This window comes from Leeuwenhoekiella marinoflava DSM 3653, from assembly GCF_900129005.1.
Taxonomy (GTDB): Bacteria; Bacteroidota; Bacteroidia; order Flavobacteriales; family Flavobacteriaceae; genus Leeuwenhoekiella; species Leeuwenhoekiella marinoflava.
In genome coordinates this window covers 213,501-235,945 of the sequence record NZ_FQUN01000005.1, presented here as the reverse complement: position 1 = coordinate 235,945, position 22,445 = coordinate 213,501, and the positions used below count along the sequence as shown (strand labels likewise).

Annotated in this window: 13 protein-coding genes; 6 read left to right on the top strand and 7 right to left on the bottom strand. The window is 40.1% G+C overall.

Annotated elements, in window-relative coordinates:
* The first annotated feature begins 35 nt into the window (after nt 1-35).
* The 5 genes from xyl3A to BUB91_RS04685 all read left to right on the top strand — a co-directional run bounded on the left by xyl3A (nt 36) and on the right by BUB91_RS04685 (nt 9,451).
* Nucleotides 36-2,636 carry a xylan 1,4-beta-xylosidase gene (gene xyl3A, locus BUB91_RS04705; protein ID WP_073097604.1) on the top strand — a complete coding sequence of 867 codons (2,601 nt, stop codon included), beginning with the start codon at nt 36-38 and terminating at the stop codon, nt 2,634-2,636.
* A gap of 8 nt (nt 2,637-2,644) precedes the next feature.
* Nucleotides 2,645-3,748 (top strand): alpha/beta hydrolase, encoded by a 1,104-nt coding sequence (locus BUB91_RS04700; RefSeq protein ID WP_073097602.1) that lies wholly within the window; start codon nt 2,645-2,647, stop codon nt 3,746-3,748.
* Nucleotides 3,749-3,751: 3 nt separating this feature from the next.
* Nucleotides 3,752-4,894 carry an alpha/beta hydrolase-fold protein gene (locus BUB91_RS04695; protein ID WP_073097599.1) on the top strand — a complete coding sequence of 381 codons (1,143 nt, stop codon included), beginning with the start codon at nt 3,752-3,754 and terminating at the stop codon, nt 4,892-4,894.
* A 24-nt stretch (nt 4,895-4,918) separates the two neighbouring features.
* Entirely contained in the window at nt 4,919-7,597 is a 2,679-nt protein-coding gene (locus BUB91_RS04690; protein ID WP_073097596.1) for an alpha/beta hydrolase-fold protein, read from the top strand.
* A gap of 129 nt (nt 7,598-7,726) precedes the next feature.
* Nucleotides 7,727-9,451 (top strand): glycoside hydrolase family 43 protein, encoded by a 1,725-nt coding sequence (locus BUB91_RS04685; protein ID WP_073097594.1) that lies wholly within the window; start codon nt 7,727-7,729, stop codon nt 9,449-9,451.
* Between the two features lie 267 nt (nt 9,452-9,718).
* Here BUB91_RS04685 and BUB91_RS04680 read toward each other — a convergent pair whose 3' ends face one another.
* The 7 genes from BUB91_RS04680 to BUB91_RS04650 form a co-directional block, all read right to left on the bottom strand.
* Nucleotides 9,719-10,336, bottom strand: coding sequence for a M48 family metalloprotease (locus BUB91_RS04680; RefSeq protein ID WP_073097591.1), 618 nt, complete (start codon nt 10,334-10,336; stop codon nt 9,719-9,721).
* Between the two features lie 159 nt (nt 10,337-10,495).
* On the bottom strand, nt 10,496-11,530 hold the full coding sequence (locus tag BUB91_RS04675; protein ID WP_073097589.1) for a hypothetical protein: 1,035 nt from the start codon (nt 11,528-11,530) through the stop codon (nt 10,496-10,498).
* Between the two features lie 91 nt (nt 11,531-11,621).
* Entirely contained in the window at nt 11,622-12,938 is a 1,317-nt protein-coding gene (locus BUB91_RS04670; protein WP_083557830.1) for a RagB/SusD family nutrient uptake outer membrane protein, read from the bottom strand.
* Nucleotides 12,939-12,947: 9 nt separating this feature from the next.
* Complete coding sequence (locus BUB91_RS04665; RefSeq protein WP_073097585.1) at nt 12,948-16,244, bottom strand: SusC/RagA family TonB-linked outer membrane protein; 3,297 nt, start codon at nt 16,242-16,244, stop codon at nt 12,948-12,950.
* A 5-nt stretch (nt 16,245-16,249) separates the two neighbouring features.
* The gene (locus BUB91_RS04660; protein ID WP_073097583.1) at nt 16,250-18,814 is read right to left on the bottom strand and encodes a zinc-dependent metalloprotease; all 2,565 of its coding nucleotides are present in this window, start codon (nt 18,812-18,814) and stop codon (nt 16,250-16,252) included.
* 96 nt (nt 18,815-18,910) lie between these two features.
* Entirely contained in the window at nt 18,911-20,512 is a 1,602-nt protein-coding gene (locus BUB91_RS04655; RefSeq protein ID WP_073097580.1) for a sensor histidine kinase, read from the bottom strand.
* Nucleotide 20,513: 1 nt separating this feature from the next.
* Nucleotides 20,514-21,290 (bottom strand): LytR/AlgR family response regulator transcription factor, encoded by a 777-nt coding sequence (locus BUB91_RS04650; RefSeq protein ID WP_073097579.1) that lies wholly within the window; start codon nt 21,288-21,290, stop codon nt 20,514-20,516.
* A 186-nt stretch (nt 21,291-21,476) separates the two neighbouring features.
* Between BUB91_RS04650 and BUB91_RS04645 the strand changes: the two genes are divergently transcribed.
* Nucleotides 21,477-22,433 carry a helix-turn-helix transcriptional regulator gene (locus tag BUB91_RS04645; protein ID WP_073097577.1) on the top strand — a complete coding sequence of 319 codons (957 nt, stop codon included), beginning with the start codon at nt 21,477-21,479 and terminating at the stop codon, nt 22,431-22,433.
* Nucleotides 22,434-22,445 lie beyond the last annotated feature (12 nt).

The following is a 22,445-nucleotide window of genomic DNA, read 5'->3' as shown; positions in this document are numbered from 1 at the left end:
GGCCGCACGAATCAATAAAACTCGAACAAAAACTAATGAAAAAAGCGATAGTCTACCTTTCAATATTTTTTTTAAGCTGTAGTGGTATAAGCGCGCAGGAATATCCCTATCAAAACCCTGCGCTTTCTCCAAACGAGCGGGCGGCAGATTTAGTAAGCCGGTTGACCCTTGAGGAGAAAGCCAATTTAATGTGCGACGTATCTGAAGCGATTCCGCGTTTGGGAATAAAGAAATTCAACTGGTGGAGTGAGGCTCTACATGGGTTTGCAAACACCAATGATGTTACCGTGTTTCCTGAACCGGTAGGGATGGCAGCGTCTTTTGATGATGAGCTGGTATTTAAAATATTTGATGCAACCTCAGACGAGGCACGAGCCAAATACCACGAGGCTATGCGTAACGGGGAAGAGAATAAACGTTTTTTAAGCCTTTCGGTATGGACGCCAAACGTAAACATTTTTAGAGATCCGCGATGGGGTCGTGGGCAGGAAACCTATGGGGAAGATCCGTATCTCACTTCCCGAATGGGCGTGCAGGTGGTAAAAGGTCTGCAGGGACCGGAAGAAGCCAAATATCGAAAATTACTGGCCTGTGCAAAGCATTACGCCGTGCATTCTGGACCAGAGTGGAGCCGGCATGAACTCAATTTGAATAGCATTTCACCCCGGGATTTATGGGAAACCTATTTACCGGCCTTTAAAGCACTGGTACAAGATGCAGAGGTGCGACAGGTGATGTGCGCGTATCAACGCCTTGATGACGAGCCTTGTTGCGGAAGTGATCGGCTTTTACAGCAAATTCTAAGGGAACAGTGGGGATTTGAGCATTTGGTGGTATCAGACTGTGGAGCCATTCAGGACTTTTTTACGTCACACAAGGTGTCTTCAGATGCGGTTCACGCAGCTGCGAAAGGGGTTTTAGCCGGTACCGATGTAGAATGCCAGTGGAACAACCACAATTATAAGCTCCTGCCCGAAGCCGTTGAGCGGGGATTGGTTCAGGAAGAAGATATTGATATTCGCGTTCAGCGGGTGTTAAAAGGACGCTTTGAACTGGGCGAAATGGATCCCGATGAAATCGTGCCGTGGGCTCAGATTCCGGCTTCAGTCATCAACAATGAAGAGCACAGGCAGCTGGCCCTGGAGATGGCGCAAAAATCAATGACTTTGCTTCAGAATAAGAATGACGTACTTCCGCTAAATAAATCAATAGATAAGGTGGGCATCATAGGTCCCAATGCAGATGATGAGCCGATGCTTTGGGGAAATTATAACGGGACACCGGTGCGTACCATTACCATTTTAGACGGCATCAGGTCAAAAATTTCGGAAGAGCAGCTCATTTATGATCAGGCCTGCGATTTGGTGGAAGACAAAGTAACACAAAGTTACTTTTCAAAAATAGGGATTAATGGTAAAAAAGGCTTTAAGGCTACCTACTGGAATACGCCCGATTATAGCGGTGAGGTCATTGCAGAAGAATACGTTACCAATCCGCTTAAATTGACCACCGCAGGTCAGCACGAGTTTGCTTCGAGGGTAAAGCTCGAAGGTTTTTCAGCCAAATACATAACTGAATATACTGCAGCGCGTGATGAAGAACTTGCGTTTAAGTATGGAGCTACCGGCCATTTCGAACTTTTTGTGAACGGTAAATCACTACAGGAAGTGAATAACTGGCGCACCCTGCCTGCATCGCTGCCTTTTAAGGTAGAGCAAGGAAAAACCTACACGATTGAAATACATTATGCCCAGCTGAATGACTGGCAGGCAAATCTCGAGTTCAATTTCGGAAAAGAAATTCCGGTAGATTTCACCAATTTGATCGCCAAATTAAAAGGAGTGGATACCGTGGTATTTGTAGGTGGACTTTCAACCTTGCTTGAAGGAGAGGAGATGCCGGTTAATTACCCGGGTTTTAAAGGAGGTGACCGCACCGATATAGAACTGCCGGCAGTACAGCGTAATTGCATGAAAGCCTTAAAAGATGCCGGTAAAACGGTGATTTTTGTAAACAATTCGGGTTCTGCAATTGGTCTTGTACCAGAGACACAAACCTGTGATGCGATCCTGCAATCCTGGTATGGTGGGGAGTCTGGTGGACAGGCCGTGGCCGATGTGCTTTTTGGCGATTATAATCCTTCAGGGAAATTACCCATTACATTTTACCGGGATACCACCCAGCTGGCAGATTTTGAAGACTATTCTATGGATGGTCGCACTTACCGGTATATGAAAGAAGAACCGCTGTTTAAGTTTGGATTTGGGCTAAGCTATACCCGGTTTGCCATAGGAGAGGCTTCGGTACCGGTAAGAGCATTGAAAAAGGGAGAGCCTTTGCAATTTACGGTGCCGGTTTCTAATGAAGGAGACCGCAACGGGACAGAAATCCTTCAGGTATATCTGAGAAAACAGAACGACCCGGAGGGTCCCGTTAAAACGCTCAAACAGTTTAAAAGGGTTGAGCTTAAGCCAGCGCAGGAAAAAATAATTGACCTTAAAATTGAGCCTGAATCTTTTGAATTCTATAATGATGAATTACGGCAAATGACAGCTGACAGTGGAGAATATATCATCTTTTATGGTAATAGTTCTGATGAAGCAGATTTAAAAAGTTTTACAATTAACCTACACTAGATAAAATTATGAAACAGCCTATCGTATTATTTTTTTTATGTTTAAATTTCTTATGGTCATTTGGACAAGAAGATGTTTTAGAAGATTTTCAATCTTCAGAGCTAAATCAACCCGGTAAACAATTTCCTATGGTTAATTCTCAGGGTTATGTACGTTTTAAGGTGAATGCACCTGCGGCAGATAGTGTATCTGTAAGTTTAGGCCTTGGTGGGAGCGGGGGTACCACACTTACAAAGAACAACGAGGGCTTTTGGACGGGTACTACAGCAGGGCCAATGGATGAAGGCTTTCATTATTACCACTTGACTGTCGACGGCGGAACGTTTAACGATCCCGGAGCGAATAACTATTATGGTTCTACACGCTGGGAAAGTGGGATTGAGATCCCTGCACACGATGAAGAATTTTATGCATTAAAAGAGGTGCCGCATGGTGCTGTGCAGCAAATTTTATTTCCGTCGCCCAGCACAGAAACTTCTCGTAGAGCTTTTGTATATACACCGCCTGGATATCAAAAAGACACCGATAAAGAATACCCGGTATTGTATTTACAGCATGGTTGGGGTGAGGATGAAACTGCCTGGATGAATCAGGGCAGAGCTAACCTGATTATGGATAATCTGATCGCCGAGGGTAAAATCGATCCATTTATTATAGTTACCACGTATGGGATGACCAATGAGATCAAATGGGGCGGTATTCGCGATTTTGATATTAAACATTTTCAAACGGTGCTTACCGAAGAGTTGATCCCGTATATAGATTCGAATTTTCGTACACTGGCTCATCCCGGAAACCGGGCGATGGCAGGTCTTTCTATGGGTGGGATGGAAACACGAATGATCACGATGAATAAGCCCAGCTTGTTTGCATACTATGGTTTGCTAAGCGGAGGTACGTATTCGCCTGAGGACGTGAAGGAGCACGATGAACTTAAACTTGTATTTCTAAGCGCTGGAAGCAAAGAAAATCCAGATCGTGTAAAGAACGCGGTAAGCGAATTAAAAAATGCCGGGGTTAATGCAGTTTCTTATGTTTCAGAAGGTACCGCACACGAATTTTTAACATGGAGGAGAAGCCTGCGGGAGCTTGCACCTTTGTTATTCAATTAAATTATGAAACGAATTAGAAAAACAGCAGGTCTTTATTTTCTCTTGGCAACCGCCCTTTGTGTTGCTCAGGATCAAGACGATTATAAACCTTCAAGGGTAAATCAACATGGCAAAGCTTTCCCGAAGGTAAGCTCTGGCGGGAGTGTCCGCGCTCAACTACTTGCTCCTGAAGCTCTTTCGGTTAAACTGGATATTGGTGGAGAGAAGTATGAAATGATCAAAGATTCTGCAGGGGTCTGGACGGGCGAGTCTGCGCCTCAGGATGCAGGGTTTCATTATTATCAACTAAATATTGACGGGGCTTCGGTTCCTGATCCGGGAACGAAGTATTATTATGGTGCCGGCCGCTGGGGAAGTGGGATTGAAATTCCTGCTCCGGACAATAAGATATTCGCTTTGCGAAAAGTACCACACGGCACTGTGGTTGAAAATCTCTATTTCTCACAAATTACCCAACAGTGGAGGCGTAATTTTATATATCTCCCACCGGGTTATAGAACTTCAGAAGAGCGTTATCCGGTGCTTTACCTGCAACACGGCAGTTATGAAGATGAGACCGGCTGGTCGTCACAGGGGCACGCGAATTTAATTCTCGACAATTTGATTGCTGATACTGAAGCAAAGCCTATGATTGTTGTGATGGACAACGGCTATGCATACGCTCCTGAAAACTCAAAGGAAGGCAGACCGGATTCTGTTTTTGAAGAAGTAATGCTTAAGGAGGTTATACCTTCTATAGATAAAGAGTACCGAACCCTTGCAGACCGCGAGCATCGTGCAATTTCCGGCCTTTCTATGGGAGCCAATCAAACGATGCGCATCCTTATGAATAATCTGGACACCTTTTCGTATTACGGTGGGTTTAGCGGCACTTCTAATTACCCGAGTACAGATTTAATTGACGTCAACACTTTTTTGAACGGGGCTTTCTCAGACGGAAAGGCATTAAATGAGCAGCTTAATTTATTCTGGCTTGGTCTGGGGACCAAAGAACCCGATCCGTTTCCGGAATCGGTAGGGGAGTTTAAAAAAATGTTAGAGCGCCAGGGCATAAGCTATACCTTTTACGAATCTCCTGAAACTGCGCATGAATGGCACACCTGGAGAAGGTGTCTGCATCAGTTTGCCCAGAAACTTTTTAAGTAATAAAACAAACACAAACTCGTACCTATGACAAAATATATTCTATTCTTTAGTATACTCCTTATGGCTTTTAGCCAGACTTCTGCACAGGATGAAAACTTTCAGATTTATCTGGCGTTTGGACAGTCTAATATGGAGGGGCACGCCCGGTTTGAAGCTCGTGATACCCTTGTTAACGATAGGTTTAAAGTTATGCAAACGGTAGATTGTTCTGATCTTGACCGTAAAAAAGGCAATTGGTATACCGCAAAACCACCTTTGTGCCGTTGTAAAACCGGTTTAACACCTACAGACTATTTTCGCCGTGAACTCCTTGAAAATCTACCCGAAGAGGTAAAAGTAGGGGTAATTAACGTTTCGGTTGGGGGATGCAAAATTGAGCTTTTTGATAAAGACAATTTTGAATCTTATGTAGAAACATCGCCAGACTGGCTCAAAAATATGGTTGCCGAATACGATGGGAATCCCTATGCCCGTCTGGTTGAAATGGCAAAACTGGCTCAAAAGGATGGAGTCATAAAGGGTATTTTATTACATCAGGGAGAATCAAATACGGGCGACAGCCTTTGGCCTCAAAAAGTCAAAGGAGTGTATGACAATCTGATCAAAGATCTGAAATTAGATCCAAAAAAGGTTCCGCTTATTGCCGGTGAGCTGGTTAGTGAGGAACAGGGCGGAGCCTGTGCCAGTATGAATCCGATTATAAGAACGTTGCCTGAGGTTATTCCTAATTCTTATGTGGTTTCTTCAGAAGATTGTGAGGCTATTGAAGACCATTTGCATTTTTCGGCAGCAGGCTATAGAAAGCTTGGCAGACGCTATGGGCAACAAATGCTTGACCTGTTAGGCTATCCGAAACTGGTTAGGGAAGCACCAAAAGGCTTTGATGTGGAACAGGAGAATATTCCCCACGGAAAAATGGATACCATTCAATATGCATCAAATACAGTGGGAACAAACCGAAAGGCTCTGGTTTATACCCCGCCGGGATATTCTAAAGGTGAAAAATACCCGGTGCTCTATCTGTTACACGGCATAGGCGGCGATCATCTGGAGTGGCTAAAAGGAGGCCATCCCGAAGTGATTCTTGATAATTTATATTCCAACAACGAGGCAGAACCCATGCTTGTAGTAATGCCAAACGGAAGAGCGATGCAAGACGATCGCGCGGTGGGTAACATAATGGCTTCTGATAAGGTCGAGGCTTTTGCCACTTTTGAACAGGATTTGCTGAATGATCTGATACCCTTTATCGAGAAGAATTATCCGGTTAAAAAAGACAGGCAGAGCCGTGCTCTTGCAGGCTTGTCAATGGGGGGCGGGCAGTCGCTTAATTTTGGTCTCGGCAATCTGGATACTTTTTCCTATGTAGGAGGTTTTTCTTCGGCTCCTAATACTAAAGCTCCTGAAGTTCTGGTTCCGGATCCTCAATTAGCCCGGGAAAAACTCAATTTACTCTGGATATCATGCGGCGATGCAGACCGCTTATTGCGTTTTAGCGAGCGAACTCACGAGTATCTGGCTAAAAATGATGTTCCGCACGTGTACTATATAGAGCCCGGAGATCACAACTTTAAAGTCTGGAAAAACGGACTTTACATGTTTGCTAAGCTCATTTTTAAGCCAGTAGATGCTTCCCTTTTTAATAAATACAGTTTGCTGGGTACACCGGCTCCTACAAACAGCGGCAATTCAAAATATCCGCAGTTGATGCCTGATGGAAGTGCAATTTTTAGGTTTAAAGCTCCAGATGTAAAGCGCGTACAGCTTGATTTAGCCAAAAAATACGAGATGAATAAAAATACTGAGGGCGTTTGGGAAGTGCGTACCGATTCTCTTACAGAAGGATTTCATTACTATTCATTGCTTATTGATGGAGTTGCCGTTGCAGACCCCTCAAGCGATACTTTTTATGGAATGGGTAGAATGGCCAGTGGGATAGAGGTTCCGTTTGATGGTGATGAGTATTACCAATTAAAAGAAGTACCGCATGGAGACCTGCGTATCAAACAATACTTTTCCCCGGTTCTTAATACATGGAGGCAACTTTATATGTATACGCCTCCCGGATATGACGACAGCGATAAAAAATATCCTGTTTTGTACCTCATGCATGGGGGTGGAGAGGATGAAAGTGGTTGGGCACGGCAAGGCAAAACTAATGTGATTCTCGACAATTTAATAGCTGATGCAAAAGCAAAACCTATGGTTGTGGTGATGCCAGACGGTAATATGCCCGTTTCGAGCTTTTCTGAAAATGGGCTGGAACTGTTTACAAGAGAACTTAAAGAAGGCCTTATTCCATTCATAGAGAAAAACTACCGCATCAAAGAAGGTGCTAATAATCGTGCGTTGGTCGGTCTTTCTATGGGGGGCATACAAACCTTATATGCCGGCGTTGAAAATACCGGTTGGTTTGGTTATCTGGGCGTATTCAGCTCCGGCTGGTTTGCAAATGATGATTCTATTTCGGGTAAGCATTATGAGTTTATGGGTGAAAACACAACACAAATTAATACAAACCTGAAGGAATTCTGGATCGCAATGGGGGGAAAAGAAGATATCGCTTATAAAAACTGTAAAGCGATGCTTCAAAAGTATGATGAGATTGGCATAGACTATACCTACTCAGAATATCCGGGAGGGCATACCTGGCCGGTGTGGCGCAACAATTTGTTTCATTTTGCACCCTTGCTTTTTCAATAACCTTCCAAAATGTATAAAAATAGGAGTAGAGACTCTGAAGTAACAAAAAGCAGCGTTTTCTCTCGTGGGATAGCAGCTAGATTAATCAAAGAAAGAAAGTAGTAATGCATAAACAAGAAAAATAATAAAATGAAAAAACAAAATCTATTTATTGTGCCTGCAATGGCATTCTTCTTAAGTCTTTCGGGATTTAGTTTAAAAAAAGATCAGCCAGATCCTCCGTCAAATACTCCGGTATTTTCAAAGGCCACCTATACGGGTAACGATGCAGTTTATACGAATAATCCGTTAGCATCAAATGAATTCTACAATCCGATATTGCAGGGTTGTTATCCAGATCCGGCGATAACACGTAAAGGAGAAGATTACTATCTGGTAGCCTCCTCCTTTGCCATGTTTCCGGGGGTACCCATTTTTCATTCTAAAGATCTGGTAAACTGGAAACAAATAGGGCATGTGCTTGACCGGGAATCTCAACTGGATGTTCACGATACAGGGATTAGCCAGGGAGTGTATGCTCCCGGGATCACGTATAATCCTAATAATGACACCTTCTATATGATTACCACAGCCTTTGCAGGAGGTCTGGGGAATATTGTTGTTAAGACTAAAGATCCTATGCAAGGCTGGGGCGAGCCTATTAAGCTGGATTTTGAAGGGATTGATCCTTCCCTATTCTTTGATGATGACGGTAAAGCTTATGTAGTGCATAATGACGCACCAGATAAAGGGAAAGAACTGTATCAGGGACATCGGGTGATCAAAGTTTGGGAATACGATGTTGAGCATGACCAGGTCATTAAAGGAACAGATAAAATAATTGTGGATGGCGGTGTTGATATTACTGAAAAACCAATTTGGATTGAAGCACCGCATTTGTATAAGAAAGCGGGTAACTATTATTTAATGTGTGCCGAAGGCGGTACCGGAGGCTGGCATAGTGAGGTTATCTTTATGGGAGACAGTCCCAAAGGGCCTTTTGAACCTGCCCCAAGCAATCCGATACTCACACAACGCTATTTTCCCAGTAACAGAGAAAATATGGTAGACTGGGCGGGCCATGCCGACCTGGTTGAAGGCCCCGACGGTAAGTATTATGGTGTTTTTTTAGGAGTACGACCCAATACTGAAAATCGCGTAAATACTGGGCGGGAAACCTTTATTCTTCCGGTGGACTGGTCTGGCACCTATCCTGTTTTTGAAAATGGTCTGGTACCTATGAAACCAAAGTTAGAATTACCCGAAGGAGTAACTAATAAAACTTCGGAGAAGGGCTATTTCCCGAATGGCAATTTTACTTTTGAAGAAGATTTTTCAAATAAGCAATTAGACTACCGGTGGATAGGTCTCAGAGGCCCCAGAGAAGCTTTTATCAAACAAGGCAAAAAAGGCTTAGAAATAAAACCTTTTGAAACTGAGATTACAGAGTTAAAACCCACATCAACCTTGTTTCACAGGCAGATGCATAAAACCTTTACATTCTCAACCGATTTGGCCTACAAACCAAAATCGGAGAACGATTTTGCCGGAATTACGTGTTATCAAAATGAGCGCTTTAATTATGCATTTGGGATAACCAAAAAAGATAAAGCGTATTATATAGTTCTTCAGCGTACTGAAAAAGGCAATTCTGAAGTACTTGCCAGTAAACCAATCAGTCTTTCTGAAAATATCTCGCTAAAAGTGGAGGCAGACAATGACGTGTACACCTTTAGCTTCTCCACAGATGATACTGCTTTTACAAAACTTGGCGACAGTGTCTCTGGGGATATATTATCCACAAATGTTGCCGGTGGTTTTACAGGGGCGATGATTGGTCTTTATGCGACTTCAGCAAATTCTATTCAGCCCTAAGAAGTACAAAAACAGGTAAGAATTCGGAGTCTTTTTTATATAAATACCCGAATGTTCTAATCGCGGGACATTCGGGTTTAAAAATTAAGCAGTACACTACTTCTATTGTGGGAATAAGGACTAATAATGTTTTAAAATGAGTATTCAGATAAGAGCTAACACTACTAAAATTAGTATTCTAATAATTTGCTCGTAACAATTTCGGATAGAAGAATTGATATAATTTAAATGACTAATACCTTAGACTGATTTGGTAGGTTTGTAAAATTAATTCATACTCCAAATCGTTCTAAATCTATTAGAAAAGGCAGTTTCTTTCGAAGTTTTATCCATTTCTTTTATGTATTTCATTAAAGATTCAATTCTGGAACTTCCTGATGGATGCGTAAAATCACCACTTCCCAGTAAGTCTTCTAAATAAACTAATTTTTGAACTAACAGATCATATACTTTTGGTTCGTTTTTAGAAATAAGGTAAAATGCCATTAAATCGGCTAAATATTCTGCCTTTTTGTAATCATTAGTTTCAGAGCCTGATGATAGTTCACTCTTTAAATTGAATGCCTCTACTTGTTTTAGGGTCGCGATATGTGCAAGCTCATGTGCCAGGACAAAGACCTGAATGGCTTTGTCGTTCAATTCTACAAGGCCTCTACTCACTTCAACATACCCAAAAGCAGCTCCTGCATTCACCGAAAGATCTTTTTTATCAATCTGAATTTCCTCCGGAATATTCAGATCTGGGTATTCATCAAACAACGGAACAACCTCAAGGGTATATAACTGAATGAACTGTTCTTCTTTGGTCAAGGTTTTTTGATCATCTTCAGTAGAATTGCTGTTGCAGGATGAGGCAATGCCTATAATAAATAGGATTAAAAGCATGTTTTTCATGGTATTATCAGGATAAAAGAAGTAGAGAATAGTGGTTAAATGCTGTCAAAGGATTTTCTGAAAGATTCGTGCAGATCAGCCGAATAAAAAAGAGGCTGTCTTAGCTTGTAGACAGCCTCTTTAACTAAGAATATAAAATCACAAGGCTAATTATTCTGCGTAATAGGTGAAGGTGTTTGTTATATCGGCCTCAGGAGTCGAATACGAAGATTCTAAAGGATAATCGTCTGAATTATACGCATAAGAAACTTCAGTCTCATCTCTTGTTATTGGATTATTCGTATTCACCCCATCAATTCCTGAAACACTAATCGCAGCGTAGGCTTTTGGATAAATACTTTTAAAAGGATTGTTTTTAGTATCGTAGGTAGCTTCTACAGGATTGATTTGCGCTGTACCATTATTATATTTTATGACATTACCATTAGCATCATATAGGTATGTTTGTAGATCATCTAAAACAGGCTCATCTCCTTGATGATTAGTTCTTTCTTCTCTTACCATTAAATCATTCTCATTATAGGTATACTCGAAGGTGTATTTTAATTCTTGGTCTTCAAATTCCTCAGCTTTCATGATTTTACCGTCTTCATAGGTGTAAACAGTTCGTTGTCCTTCAGCGGTTTTTTCAATCACCTGATTTTTGTCATCATAAACCAATGTATAGGTTACTGTATTTAAAAAGGCTTCAGATACCGAAAGTTTATTCACGAAACCTGAGTCGTCATCATACTCGTAAGTCCAAGTATCCTCTAAAACAAAACCACTCAAATCCAAAGTTTTAGAATAAGTCTTTATCTTAGAACCACTTCCTACTTCCGGGCGTATGTTTACGGTTACCGTGTATTGCTTTGCTGCTCCGTCTTCTGCGGTTACAGTAAAGGTTTTGGCTACACCATCTTCAAAGCTTATTGCGTCTCCTGAAGCTGGAGAAATGCTAGCATTTTCTGAAATAGTAATGGCTGGTATTACGCCAGTTAAGGAAGTTCCGTAAGGTACACTTACAGAAATAGCTGTTCCAAGGTCATAAGCTACAGCATCGGCTTCTAAACCGGTAAAGTCAAGTGTAAAGTTAGTGATTTCTGCAAGTGACGATTGTGGGATTGTATCATCATCATTGGAGCATGAAATTGTAGTCATTGCGACTACAAAAAGGCTAAGAATAAAAGAATACGTTCTTTTCATAAAGAATTAATTATAATGTTATGTTATCTTTTTTGTTCTCAGACATTGCGCAAGATAACAACGCAAGGCCCGGTTTAATTTTTAGTGCTTTTTAGAGATTTGGGTTGTTGATTATAGCATCATTGGGAATGGGAATACTATACCGCTCATCATTTTTTTCTAAAGTATAGCGTTGTCCATCGTAAGTTTTGGTAATTTTAGGCTGTGTGGTACGCCTTAAATCGAACCAGCGATGTCCCTCCATGGCAAATTCCCTCCTGCGTTCTTCAAGAATTGCCGAAAGCAATTCTTCCTCATTCAATGTTTCGATATGCTGCTGGTAGGTAGCGAATCCTTCAGGCGTATACCTGTGTTTGGCCAATTCCAGCAACGACGATGTTGCAGCTTCAGTTTGACCGAGCCTGACAAACGCTTCCGCTTTGATCAAATAGAGTTCTGAAGTGCGATAGCTCACTTTATATTTGGTATCTGCATTTTTTTTACTGCGGAATCTTCCTCCTGAAATCGGGCGGAAATACAGGTCAAAACGCAGATCGGCAGATTGGTCGTAGATTCCGGTTAGGTCATCTGAAATACTTGTGTTGTTCGCGGTGTCAAAAGATGCTACTGTTTCAAGTGCCAAAATAGATTCTACCGAGTTGTATTCGGAAGGCATACGGGAGGCATCAGCATTTAAATCCTGCAATTCGGAATGTATGTTCAACGCCGCATTAGCGTGATCAATCGCTTTTTGCCATTCATTTTGATAGAGATAAACACGTGCCTGAAATGCCTTAACCGCTTCAGTTGAAAATCGATAATTTAAGCCCACTTCCTGCTTATCCACATTAATCAAATCTTCTGCCCGGTTCAAATCATCCAGAATCAAATCATAGACTTCCTGTAACGAACTTACCGGGTACTCTACGTCAGTTTCATATTTAGTTACGATGGGGACTGCAGGATTCTGACCAGCTGTTGCTGTATCATAAGGCTTAGCATACAGATTTACCAGATTAAAATATTGCATCGCCCTAAGGGCATAGGCTTCTCCCACAAGCTCATCAATGGCACCCGAATCGCCTGTTATCTCGTTCCTGTTTTCGATAATGTGATTGCAATAAAAAATGATGCTATAAAAACTGGAGTATGGGAAACTCCTAGTCAATGGACTGGGATTATCATCATTCCAGATATATATGTCCGCATATTGTTCTATTCCAGGGCTGTCAGTATCAAGCTGTAATTCATCACTTCGGTAGGTAGTTAAAACGTTACCCAGATTGGTTATACTGTAAGCTGAAGTCAAAAAGCTTCTATAATCTTCTACCGAACTTGGAATAACCTGTCCCACGGGTTTGATATCCAGATAATCATCACAGGATATGCAAGCCATCAGCACTATATATAGGTATACTAGTTTTTTCATAAGAGTCATTTAAAATGTGAGATTAAATCCTGCAGAAATAACCTTTGGAATGGGTTGGGCATAAAGACTTCCATAGGTTTCGGGATCAAAGAACCCATCATAATCACTTCCGAACACAAATAAGTTTCGGCCTTCTATATTAAAATTCAATCCTGATAGTTTCAATTTTTCAAGATGCCTGGCGGGCAGTGCATAACTTAGTCTGATGCTACTTATGCGTATATAGGACATATCTTTTACCCAAATATCCAGATCGTCATACGTTCTTCCTGCGTCAAATGAATTGTACCAATTGTAGACCAGATCGGTATTAAAACCAGGAGAATTAGCACCAATGAGTGCAGGCAAATTACCGGTACCGGCATTTAAAATTTCAGTACTGTAATTAGTGCCCGGCCGAGCTAGTGTAGGGTAATAGCTAGGGGCTGCCTGCACAGTTTGGTTAAGTATAAAATTGCTTAGTATTCGTAAATCAAACTGTTTGTATTGAAAGGTATTTCTAAAACCTCCGCTAAATAGTGGAGCGCCATCACCTACATAGGAATACAGATCCCGGTGCTCTTGGTTGGTTAATTGACTGCCATCGGTACCTTCTTCCAGATTATAAAAATCAACAGCCGAAACTTTTTTCCCATCTTTCCAGAATAAGGGGAGACCGTTGCTGTCTAAGCCGGCAGTTTTGATAGCAAAAATAGCATTTGCGCTATATCCTTTCAAAGAAGGTTTAAAGTTTTCCTCTCGTATTTGAATGTCTTCAACAATGCTTTTATTATGCGAAATATTAAGACCGCTGGTCCATTTAAAATTGGTATTGGAGATGTTAACTGTGTTTATAGCGAGTTCAAAGCCCCTGTTGCTAACCGTTCCCCAGTTGGTATTGATGAAATTATAGCCGCTCTCCAGCGGTACTGCTCTCAGACCAATCAAGTCTGTACTCTTACGATAGTAGTAATCTCCAACCAGAAAGACTTTATTATCAAAAAGACCTAAATCAAGACCTATGTTAGTGGAAGTGGTTTTTTCCCATCTTAAATTGGGATTGGGGGCGCCCAGCGCCTGAATGATTTCTTCGTTCATTCCGGGTAAAATGGAGACATTTTCATAAACCCCCAAGACATAGGGAGAGGTACTTTTATCGATATTGCCCTGAATACCATAAGAGGCTCTTACTTTAAGATTGCTTACCTCTCTAAATTCATCCATAAAGCTTTCCTGATGTATATTCCATGAACCCGCTACGGACCATATAGGGAGGTAGCGGTATTTAGGGTTTACACCAAATAAGTTGGAGCCGTCATATCTTAAGCTCGAAAACAATGTGTATTTACGGTCGTAGGTGTACGATGCAGTGCCAAAGAATGAAGCAAAAGCATTCTCATTGTAGCGCTTATTAAGCGGGTCAAATAAAGAATTGGCTAATACCCGCTCATCGGTTATAGGGATGGTGGTTAGCGTATTCGGGTTATAGCCAAAACCTTTGGTTTGAATTTCTTCAGTTTTATTCCTTCGAAACTCGGTGCCTAACATTACATCCAGTTCGTGAAGATTATTAAAAGTGGTGTTGTAATTGGCAGTACTTTTCCAATTATATTGAAAAACGTCCGTATTCCAGTTCTGAATTATTCCACCATCGGGCATAAAATAGGCATCGCCGGTAGGGGTAGCGTATTGAGAACGCTGTCTGTATTTTCGGGTATAATAGCTGTTTCGGTCACTGAATTTTTCGGTTCTGTTAAAGTCAAATTGCAAACCCAGCTGTGTAGAGAAATGAAGGTCTTCGGTTACATCATAAGCTGCATTTAAGATCGATTTTATAGAATTTGCTACCAGATCATGACTGGTATTTCTGCGCTCCTCCAGTACATTATAATTGAGGTTAAGGTCAGAACGCTCTACCAAATCAGGATCGTAAACGTAATTCCCCTCATCATCCGTTAGACGTAAATAGGGATTGGCATTACGAGCATAATAAGCGGGATTGGTATACGAGTCAGCGCCTGTTATATAGGAAAATGTTTTATTCTGACTGGCAAATACCGAAACACCCACTTTAAAATCATCGTTTAAATTAAAATTATCTTTTAAAGTGATGTTGTAACGCTGCTGTCCCGTTCCAATGGTGCTTCCTTTTTCATCAAAAATACCTGCAGATAAGTAATATGTATTCTGGTCGTTTCCGCCCGAAATACTCAAACTGTATTGCTGGTTTACTGCCATTTGGTATAATTCACTCCCCCAGTTTGTATTTAGGGCCCTGAGATTATTGATCGCGTTTTGTACTTCGGGATCAAGTGCAGAAAATCCGTTGTTTTGAAATGTATCATAGGAATTGTAGGTATTGAGTATACGCGCCACATCACCCCGGTCCTTTTGGTAGGTCAGATCTTCGCGGCTGGCCAGAAACAATTCAAAATCCACCTTTTGAGAAGCGTTCATCAGGTTTAATTTGCTGTAATCCGGTTTTTGAGTAATAAAGGTATTCGCAGAGGCATTTATGTGCATTCCACCTTTTTTGCCACTTTTACTGGTGATAACAATAACTCCATTGGCTGCTCGTGCTCCATATATAGAGGTCGCAGCGGCATCTTTTAAAACGGTGATACTTTCTATATCTTCAGGATTCAGACCAGCTACCGGAAAAGATTGGAGGTTATCAATATTATCCTTATCACGGAACTCTTTGGGAATGTCTTCTCCTTCTAATGGAATACCATCTAAAACCCACAGCGGATCGGACGAACCGTTTAACGTTGCGGTTCCGCGTATGGAAATTTTAGAAGGGGCACCTGGAGCACCACTGGTAGGCTGTACCAAAACTCCAGGGAGTTGTCCGGTAAGCATTTGGTCTACTGTTGCTACCCCTGCCTGCTGAATTTCTGAAACGTCAATTGTGGAGTAAGCAGAAGTAGCCTTACGTTTTTCAATCTTCTGGTAGCCAGTGATGAGTACCTCCTCTAAATTCTGGGTACTTTCTTCAAGTACAATGGTTAAATCTGTAGCAGCGCCAGAAACATCAATGGTTTTGGTTTTAAACCCCATATAAGATACTAGAAGCGACTTTACAGTATCATCAATTCTAAGCTCAAAATGTCCGTCAAAATCGGTCGTTGTACCCAACATAGCGCCGTCAAGTACTCCCTCTTCTTTAGCTTTACTGCCTACCATCGATGAAGAGATGTAGACGGAAGCACCTGGAATGGGCATGTTCATAGCTGCGTCAACAACTGTACCGCTCACCAGTTTCTGCTTTTGTTGAGCGGTAGTAAGAATAGGAATGAAAATTACCAGATATAATAAATTCTTCATGAGCTCTAATGGTTCAAATTATATTCAATTCTTGAGATAAGATCCCGATAATGGGCCCGGGTTGCTTGATCACCTCTTTTCTTTTTCTTTTTTAGTAAAGACAATACTTTTTCAAGCGCTGCTCGTTTATTTGTACCTGCGTCTGAAACACGGGGGAGGTATGAAAAATGGATATTCTTAAACTGTTTAGAATTTTCCGATACCGTGTTCTCCTTTGTTTTTTCAAGAAGCTTGTTACGGTCTACAGTGAGCACATCTACATAATTCTTCTGGGTTATCCTGTCAAACATGTCTAAGGATTTACCTTTTTGGGTTTTTTCAAAAATGGCATCATAAAGTTGATCAAAAAGGTATTGTTCCGTAAATACCGGATTATCCTTCTTTTCAAGCACTTGATTTTCTGTTATACGCATAATACGATCGGTATCTACTAAATCATAGATTACATTGGTCTGATAAATACGAAGCATAGAAACAGGCGAGTAATAGCGTTCTCCATCAGGAGCATCGCGAACTGCAAAAATTTTATCAGTAATTTCAGGGGTGAAAAGCCATTTTTGCGGTTTTATCGCGTGCTCTATCAGGTATTCTAAAGCTCTTTCTTGTTGGGTTGCTGGTACCGGCACATAAGAATCTTTGCCATCACCATAAACCGTATTGTTGAGATAGACTCCTCCTATGTTTGCCATTACATGATGGTTGTAACGCTCCCATTGATCAATGACAGCCTTATAGAGTTTGGATGCTTTATAATAATCCTGCCCTTCTTCATGGGTCCAGTTAAGGAGATTAGGGATAATACGCTTTAAATTTTGTAATCCATATTCACTGGCTTTGACAGCATCATCACCCAAATCTTCGCTTTGTGATCTGGGGTCTATAACTTCGGCCTGTTGGGGGCCATAGAAATAGAGCGGATCGTCTTCGTGTTTGCGTATCCATTGATTCAGAATGGGAAGTTCTTCCTGAGCTGTTTTATCCTCTATCCATCTGTAACCCCAGGCAATGGCATATTTGTCGTATACTCCAATTTCAGGAGTTATATCAATTACATTATCCTCGGGCTGAGCTACATAATTAAATCGGGCATAATCCATAATAGAAGGTGCCGTACCGCCCATTCTTGAAGTAAAAGATCTTGATCTTAACGAATCTACAGGGTAGCTGTGGGAAGCACCCATATTATGTTTAAGGCCAAAGGTATGACCTACTTCATGAGAAGAAACAAAACGGATAGCTTCACCCATCAATTCGTTTGAAAAGGTATTGGCTCTTGCCTCAGGATCTATTGGACCTGTTTGAACACGAATCCAGGAATGCAAACCTTTCATCAGATTATGCCACCAAATAATGTCTGATTCCAGAATTTGTCCACTTCGCGGGTCTACCACTGAAGGGCCCATTGCGTTTTGATTTTCTGAAGCTGCATAGGTGATTACAGAATAGCGTACATCATCCACATCAAAATCAGGGTCTTCTTTACCGGGTACTTTTACCTGAATTGTATTTTTAAAACCAGCCTCTTCAAAAGCTTTATTCCAGTTAAGGACCCCTTTTTTTATATAAGGCACCCACTGGGGTGGAGTGGAAGGGTCTATATAATAAATAATAGGTTCTTTAGGCTCAACGAGTACTCCTTCATTGTATCTCTTAATATCCTCCGGCTTGGGTTCCAGTCGCCATCGGGTAATTAATTCCCGGGTTTCTACTTCCTGTTGTATATCGGAGAAATAGTCCATCGGTGTACCAAAATAACCAATGCGCTTATCAGCAAATCTTGGTTTCATAATATCGATAGGCAACAGGACTATGTTTGTGGTTACTCCAATAGATAGTGGTAGTGCCGGTCCGCCGCCTTCACTCACAGATGTGGTTAAAAGCGATTTTACCACAATATTTTCAGGAAATGACTTTACTTCTTCAAGAATTGACAATTCGGTTTTTATACTGCCACCAAGCCCTGTATTGGCTAAAATGTCACTAAAGCTTTTTTCCTTTCCGTTAAAGATTTTGTTCACTTTGATAAAGGCCGAAGTAGAATCTGTATTTTTAGCTTTTATATCAAATTCTTCGATAATAGATTCTCCAAAGTTAGCTTTTACGGAACGGGTGATAGCGTCTGAGGTAGGGGATTGTACACGTGGGTTGATTGTTTTTACCCATACTTTGTTCAGAACCGTATCTTTATAAAATCGAATCAATTTCGTTTCAAAAGCCATTCCTTTATTTAATCCGTGTCCGTTTAACGCATAAGGAACGCTTGAGATTTTGTTTACAACCAATAAATCTCTGGCTACTAAAGAATCAGGAATTTCAAAGTAATAATCCCCTTCCAGATTGTAAACATTGAATAAGCCTTTTTTGACGTTACCTTTTTTTAAAAAGTGCTGGTACGATAATTCCTGATCTGCATCGGCTATAGAATCAATTACCTTTTTAATATCTTCCGTACTATTCTTGTCTTCTTTCTGGTCCTTAGTTTTCTGAGCAAATTGAGAATGATACGCAAAAAATGCCAAAAGGATGAAAAACTGTCGAAAGTAGACGCAAGCTCTTAAAGATTTATCCATTGATTTAGATTATTTTAACGCTAAATCTCCGTTAATTGAAAAGTTAAAAAAAAGCAAATGGAGTGAAGTATGTAATTTAGAGAGTGAAATTAGATTTTAAGGTAGCAAAGGTAGGATACATTTAAATTTATCTCCAGTAACCTTCGTTTGAAAGCCTTCAATATTATAAAAATTGTAAGTGTTTTTAAGATAGATCAATCCCAGTTTATGACTTGCTGCTTTTGGGGTTTTTCGTGGGGTATACGTATTGATGACTTCAATGTAATTCTCATAAAAGAGAAGTTCTATTTGAAGCGGATTTCGTTTGGTAAATTCATTGTGTTTAATGGCGTTTTCTACAACGGTTTCCAGAGCAAGAAAAGGGATTCTTTTAGAGTAGAATAGCCGTTTATCAACTATATTATTCATAATGAATCGTATACTTTCACCAAATCGAATTTTTTGAAGAAAAAAGTATTGGTCAAGAAAGGTAATCTCCTTTTTAACTAAAATCAAATCACCTTCTTTATTCTCTAACAAATACCGGTAAACATCGGCCAGTTTTAGTACAAACTCTTGAGATAATTCCGGTTTTGATTCAATGAGTATATGAAGGGAATTTAAGCTGTTAAAAAGAAAATGAGGGTTCATTTTCTTTTTTAATTGATTCAATTGTAAAAGTGCATTTTCCTTTTGATATTTTTCATTAGCATTTATAAGCTGTTCTTTTTCTTCAACAACTTTGAGGTTTTCCAGAAACTCCTTTTTTAACTGATATCTGGATACCAATAGCAACAACATAAAAACAGCAAATGCTAACAAGCTTATCCAGAGAAAATACCTGTTAATTTGTTGGGTTCGCTCCTTGAGGATGAGATCTAGAGGAAAACTTTCAATAACAATCAAAGAAGAGTTTCCCACCTGAACCTTATCAAAATAGCGTCTTACGTCCAGATTTAGATATTCAGAAGTAGCTTCATCAGTAAATAGGTTTTTACCAGAATGGAGCGCAGGGTTTACTATATCTTTAGTTGAGACCCTTGTAAAGTAGGAATCTAATTTTGTACCTATATATTCCGGATCAGGATGTAAAAGACATATTCCTGTATCGGTAGTAACAACCGTGTATCCTATACGCGCTTCATTATTTTCAGAAAAATAGTTCCAAAAAGCTATTAAATCAATGTCATACCCTACCACATAACTTAAATTCTCTCGGCTTCTATCTACATAGAATTTTCGATAGATCACTTGACCTTTTGGTCTCACAATGGTATCTACAAACCAGGTGCGAGCTTTATCATAGTTTACGGGTAGCCCCTTTTTAAATAGTGTATCCTTGGTGCTATAAAGGTTTTCTACACCCTCCGGATTAAGGGTATAGGAGAAACTGTTTGCTATTAGTTGTGATGTTTGAGCTAAATCTGAAGTGAACTGCAGTTTTTCTACCAGTTGGTTACCCGGTTTCTCAAGAGTATCCGCTAATATTTTTTCGGAATACACCAGAAAAGTATTCAGGTTATTGAATTCAAAAGCAATACTATTCTTCTTTGAAATCAGATTTTCCTGAACAACATCTTCTAATAAATTTTCAGCAACTAAGGTTATTTTAGGAGTGATAAGAGCACTAACCACAAAAAATAAAATGATGAGAGTCAGGCTCGCATATAAATACCGCTTATGTTTTCTAAAGCTAATGAGCAGTTTACCGGAACCCATTTTAATTGTTTAACCAGTCTTTGAAGGACTGTATGTTTTTTGCACTTATTAAAATGGGATCATTGAAGCTGGGTACAGGTTGGAGTTCTACTTTCAAGCGACTTTGACTGTATTTAATAATTGATTTTATAGAATTGTGTCTTATAATAAATTTTCGATTCACTTTAAAGAAATCCCGAGGTGATAGTTTTTTTTCCAGATTAGATAAGGTGTCATCGTAAAGAAATACCTCTCCTTTACGGGTAAAAAGAAAAAGAGACTTATTGTCAGCCATAAAATAGGCGATTTCCTCACTGTTTATAGAGACTAACGCATCTCCTTTTGAGATTAAAAACCGGGTTTGGTATTTGTTTATTTCGGGTATGGTACTTAAATGATTGATAAGGTTTTCCAGGTTTTGGCTATCCTGAGTTGTTTGCTTTCTGTTGGTGACAGAAAAAAACTTCTCCAGAGCCCTGTTAAGGTTAGATCGGTTATAGGGCTTTAATAAATAATCAATCGCTTGAAATTGAAAAGATTGTATAGCGTAATGATCAAAAGCAGTAGTAAAAATGATGGGAATATCAATCTTTAAAGCTTCAAATATTTCAAAACTGTCTCCGTCACCCAGACTTACATCGCTAAAGATCAGATCACAATGATGTGTTCTAAACCAGTCGATAGCCTCAGATACGCTCTCTAATCTTTTCTTAATTACGAGATCGTAAGGTGTTTGCAATAAAAGTTTCTCCAAAGAATCAGCTGCAAGGTCTTCATCTTCAATTATCACAACTTCCATCGCTATTCCCGATTTAAATTAGTTATTACTCATAAAATCTGCCAAAGTTAACAAACTTCAAGTTTGACTAATAAAAAAATCTAGGAGAATTTTTCAGCAATCATGCCTAGATTCTTTTATCTTACCTATAACCGGAAAGGAAAACTTAAGTATTAAACACTATTTTTGAAAAATTCTTAATCCATAATGCGTGTAGAAGCTCCTAAACGATTTGATAGAATTATAGCTATTCTCATTCAGCTCCAGTCTAAACGAATTATTAAAGCTCAAGAATTGGCAGATCGTTTTGAAGTAAGTTTGCGTACGATTTATCGCGATATTCGAACATTAGAGGCTTCAGGAGTTCCGATTTCAAGTGAGGCCGGTGTAGGCTATTCTATTATGGATGGATATCGCTTACCGCCAGTGATGTTTACACGAGAAGAAGCGGGTAGTTTTGTTGCTGCAGAGAAGCTTATGCAGAAGTTTACAGACAAAGGACTGGGGACTTATTTTGAATCAGCTATGTTCAAATTGAAATCGGTGATGAAAGATGAAGATAAGGACTGGGTGAACGCTATTGAATCTCAAATACTCATAGAGCCTGAAGAAGCATTGTTTAACAAGGAGGTACCTAATGCTTTAGAAATTCTCTTTGAAAGTATAGCCGAGAAAAAACAAGTGCACTTGACCTATTTAGCTCAAGATACGGAAACACCTACGCATCGATTCATTGAACCTGTGGGTTTATTTCATGAATCTAGTCTCTGGTATATTTTGGCGTATTGCCATTTACGAAAGGATTACAGACAATTTCGAACGGATAGAATTAAACGCATTCAACGAACAGAAGTTTTATTCTTTAAACAGCACAATTCATTAGATAGTTATTTGAAAAGCAATATCGAAAAGGCTACAGTCAAGGTTCGTATTTTAGTAGACAAGAGTATTTTAAAGTATATCCGTAGTGGACTTAAGTACTATGGGTTTATATCTGAAAAAGACAAGGGAACACACGTGGAAATGAGCTTTTTGCCGCGTAATATTGAAGATGGTTTTGCCAGGTGGTACATGATGTTTGGAGATTATGCAGCAATAATAGAACCTGAAGATTTAAAAGATCGCGTGAAAGCGCTGTCAAAAAAAATAGCAGATACGCTTTAATTAATGTTCAAT

What these genes read in the sequence shown, in the direction of transcription:
- xyl3A (WP_073097604.1), top strand. Translation starts at nt 36, where the DNA reads ATGAAAAAAGCGATAGTCTACCTTTCAATATTTTTTTTAAGCTGTAGT.
- BUB91_RS04700 (WP_073097602.1), top strand. Translation starts at nt 2,645, where the DNA reads ATGAAACAGCCTATCGTATTATTTTTTTTATGTTTAAATTTCTTATGG.
- BUB91_RS04695 (WP_073097599.1), top strand. Translation starts at nt 3,752, where the DNA reads ATGAAACGAATTAGAAAAACAGCAGGTCTTTATTTTCTCTTGGCAACC.
- BUB91_RS04690 (WP_073097596.1), top strand. Translation starts at nt 4,919, where the DNA reads ATGACAAAATATATTCTATTCTTTAGTATACTCCTTATGGCTTTTAGC.
- BUB91_RS04685 (WP_073097594.1), top strand. Translation starts at nt 7,727, where the DNA reads ATGAAAAAACAAAATCTATTTATTGTGCCTGCAATGGCATTCTTCTTA.
- BUB91_RS04680 (WP_073097591.1), bottom strand. Translation starts at nt 10,336, where the DNA reads ATGCTTTTAATCCTATTTATTATAGGCATTGCCTCATCCTGCAACAGC.
- BUB91_RS04675 (WP_073097589.1), bottom strand. Translation starts at nt 11,530, where the DNA reads ATGAAAAGAACGTATTCTTTTATTCTTAGCCTTTTTGTAGTCGCAATG.
- BUB91_RS04670 (WP_083557830.1), bottom strand. Translation starts at nt 12,938, where the DNA reads ATGAAAAAACTAGTATACCTATATATAGTGCTGATGGCTTGCATATCC.
- BUB91_RS04665 (WP_073097585.1), bottom strand. Translation starts at nt 16,244, where the DNA reads ATGAAGAATTTATTATATCTGGTAATTTTCATTCCTATTCTTACTACC.
- BUB91_RS04660 (WP_073097583.1), bottom strand. Translation starts at nt 18,814, where the DNA reads ATGGATAAATCTTTAAGAGCTTGCGTCTACTTTCGACAGTTTTTCATC.
- BUB91_RS04655 (WP_073097580.1), bottom strand. Translation starts at nt 20,512, where the DNA reads ATGGGTTCCGGTAAACTGCTCATTAGCTTTAGAAAACATAAGCGGTAT.
- BUB91_RS04650 (WP_073097579.1), bottom strand. Translation starts at nt 21,290, where the DNA reads ATGGAAGTTGTGATAATTGAAGATGAAGACCTTGCAGCTGATTCTTTG.
- BUB91_RS04645 (WP_073097577.1), top strand. Translation starts at nt 21,477, where the DNA reads ATGCGTGTAGAAGCTCCTAAACGATTTGATAGAATTATAGCTATTCTC.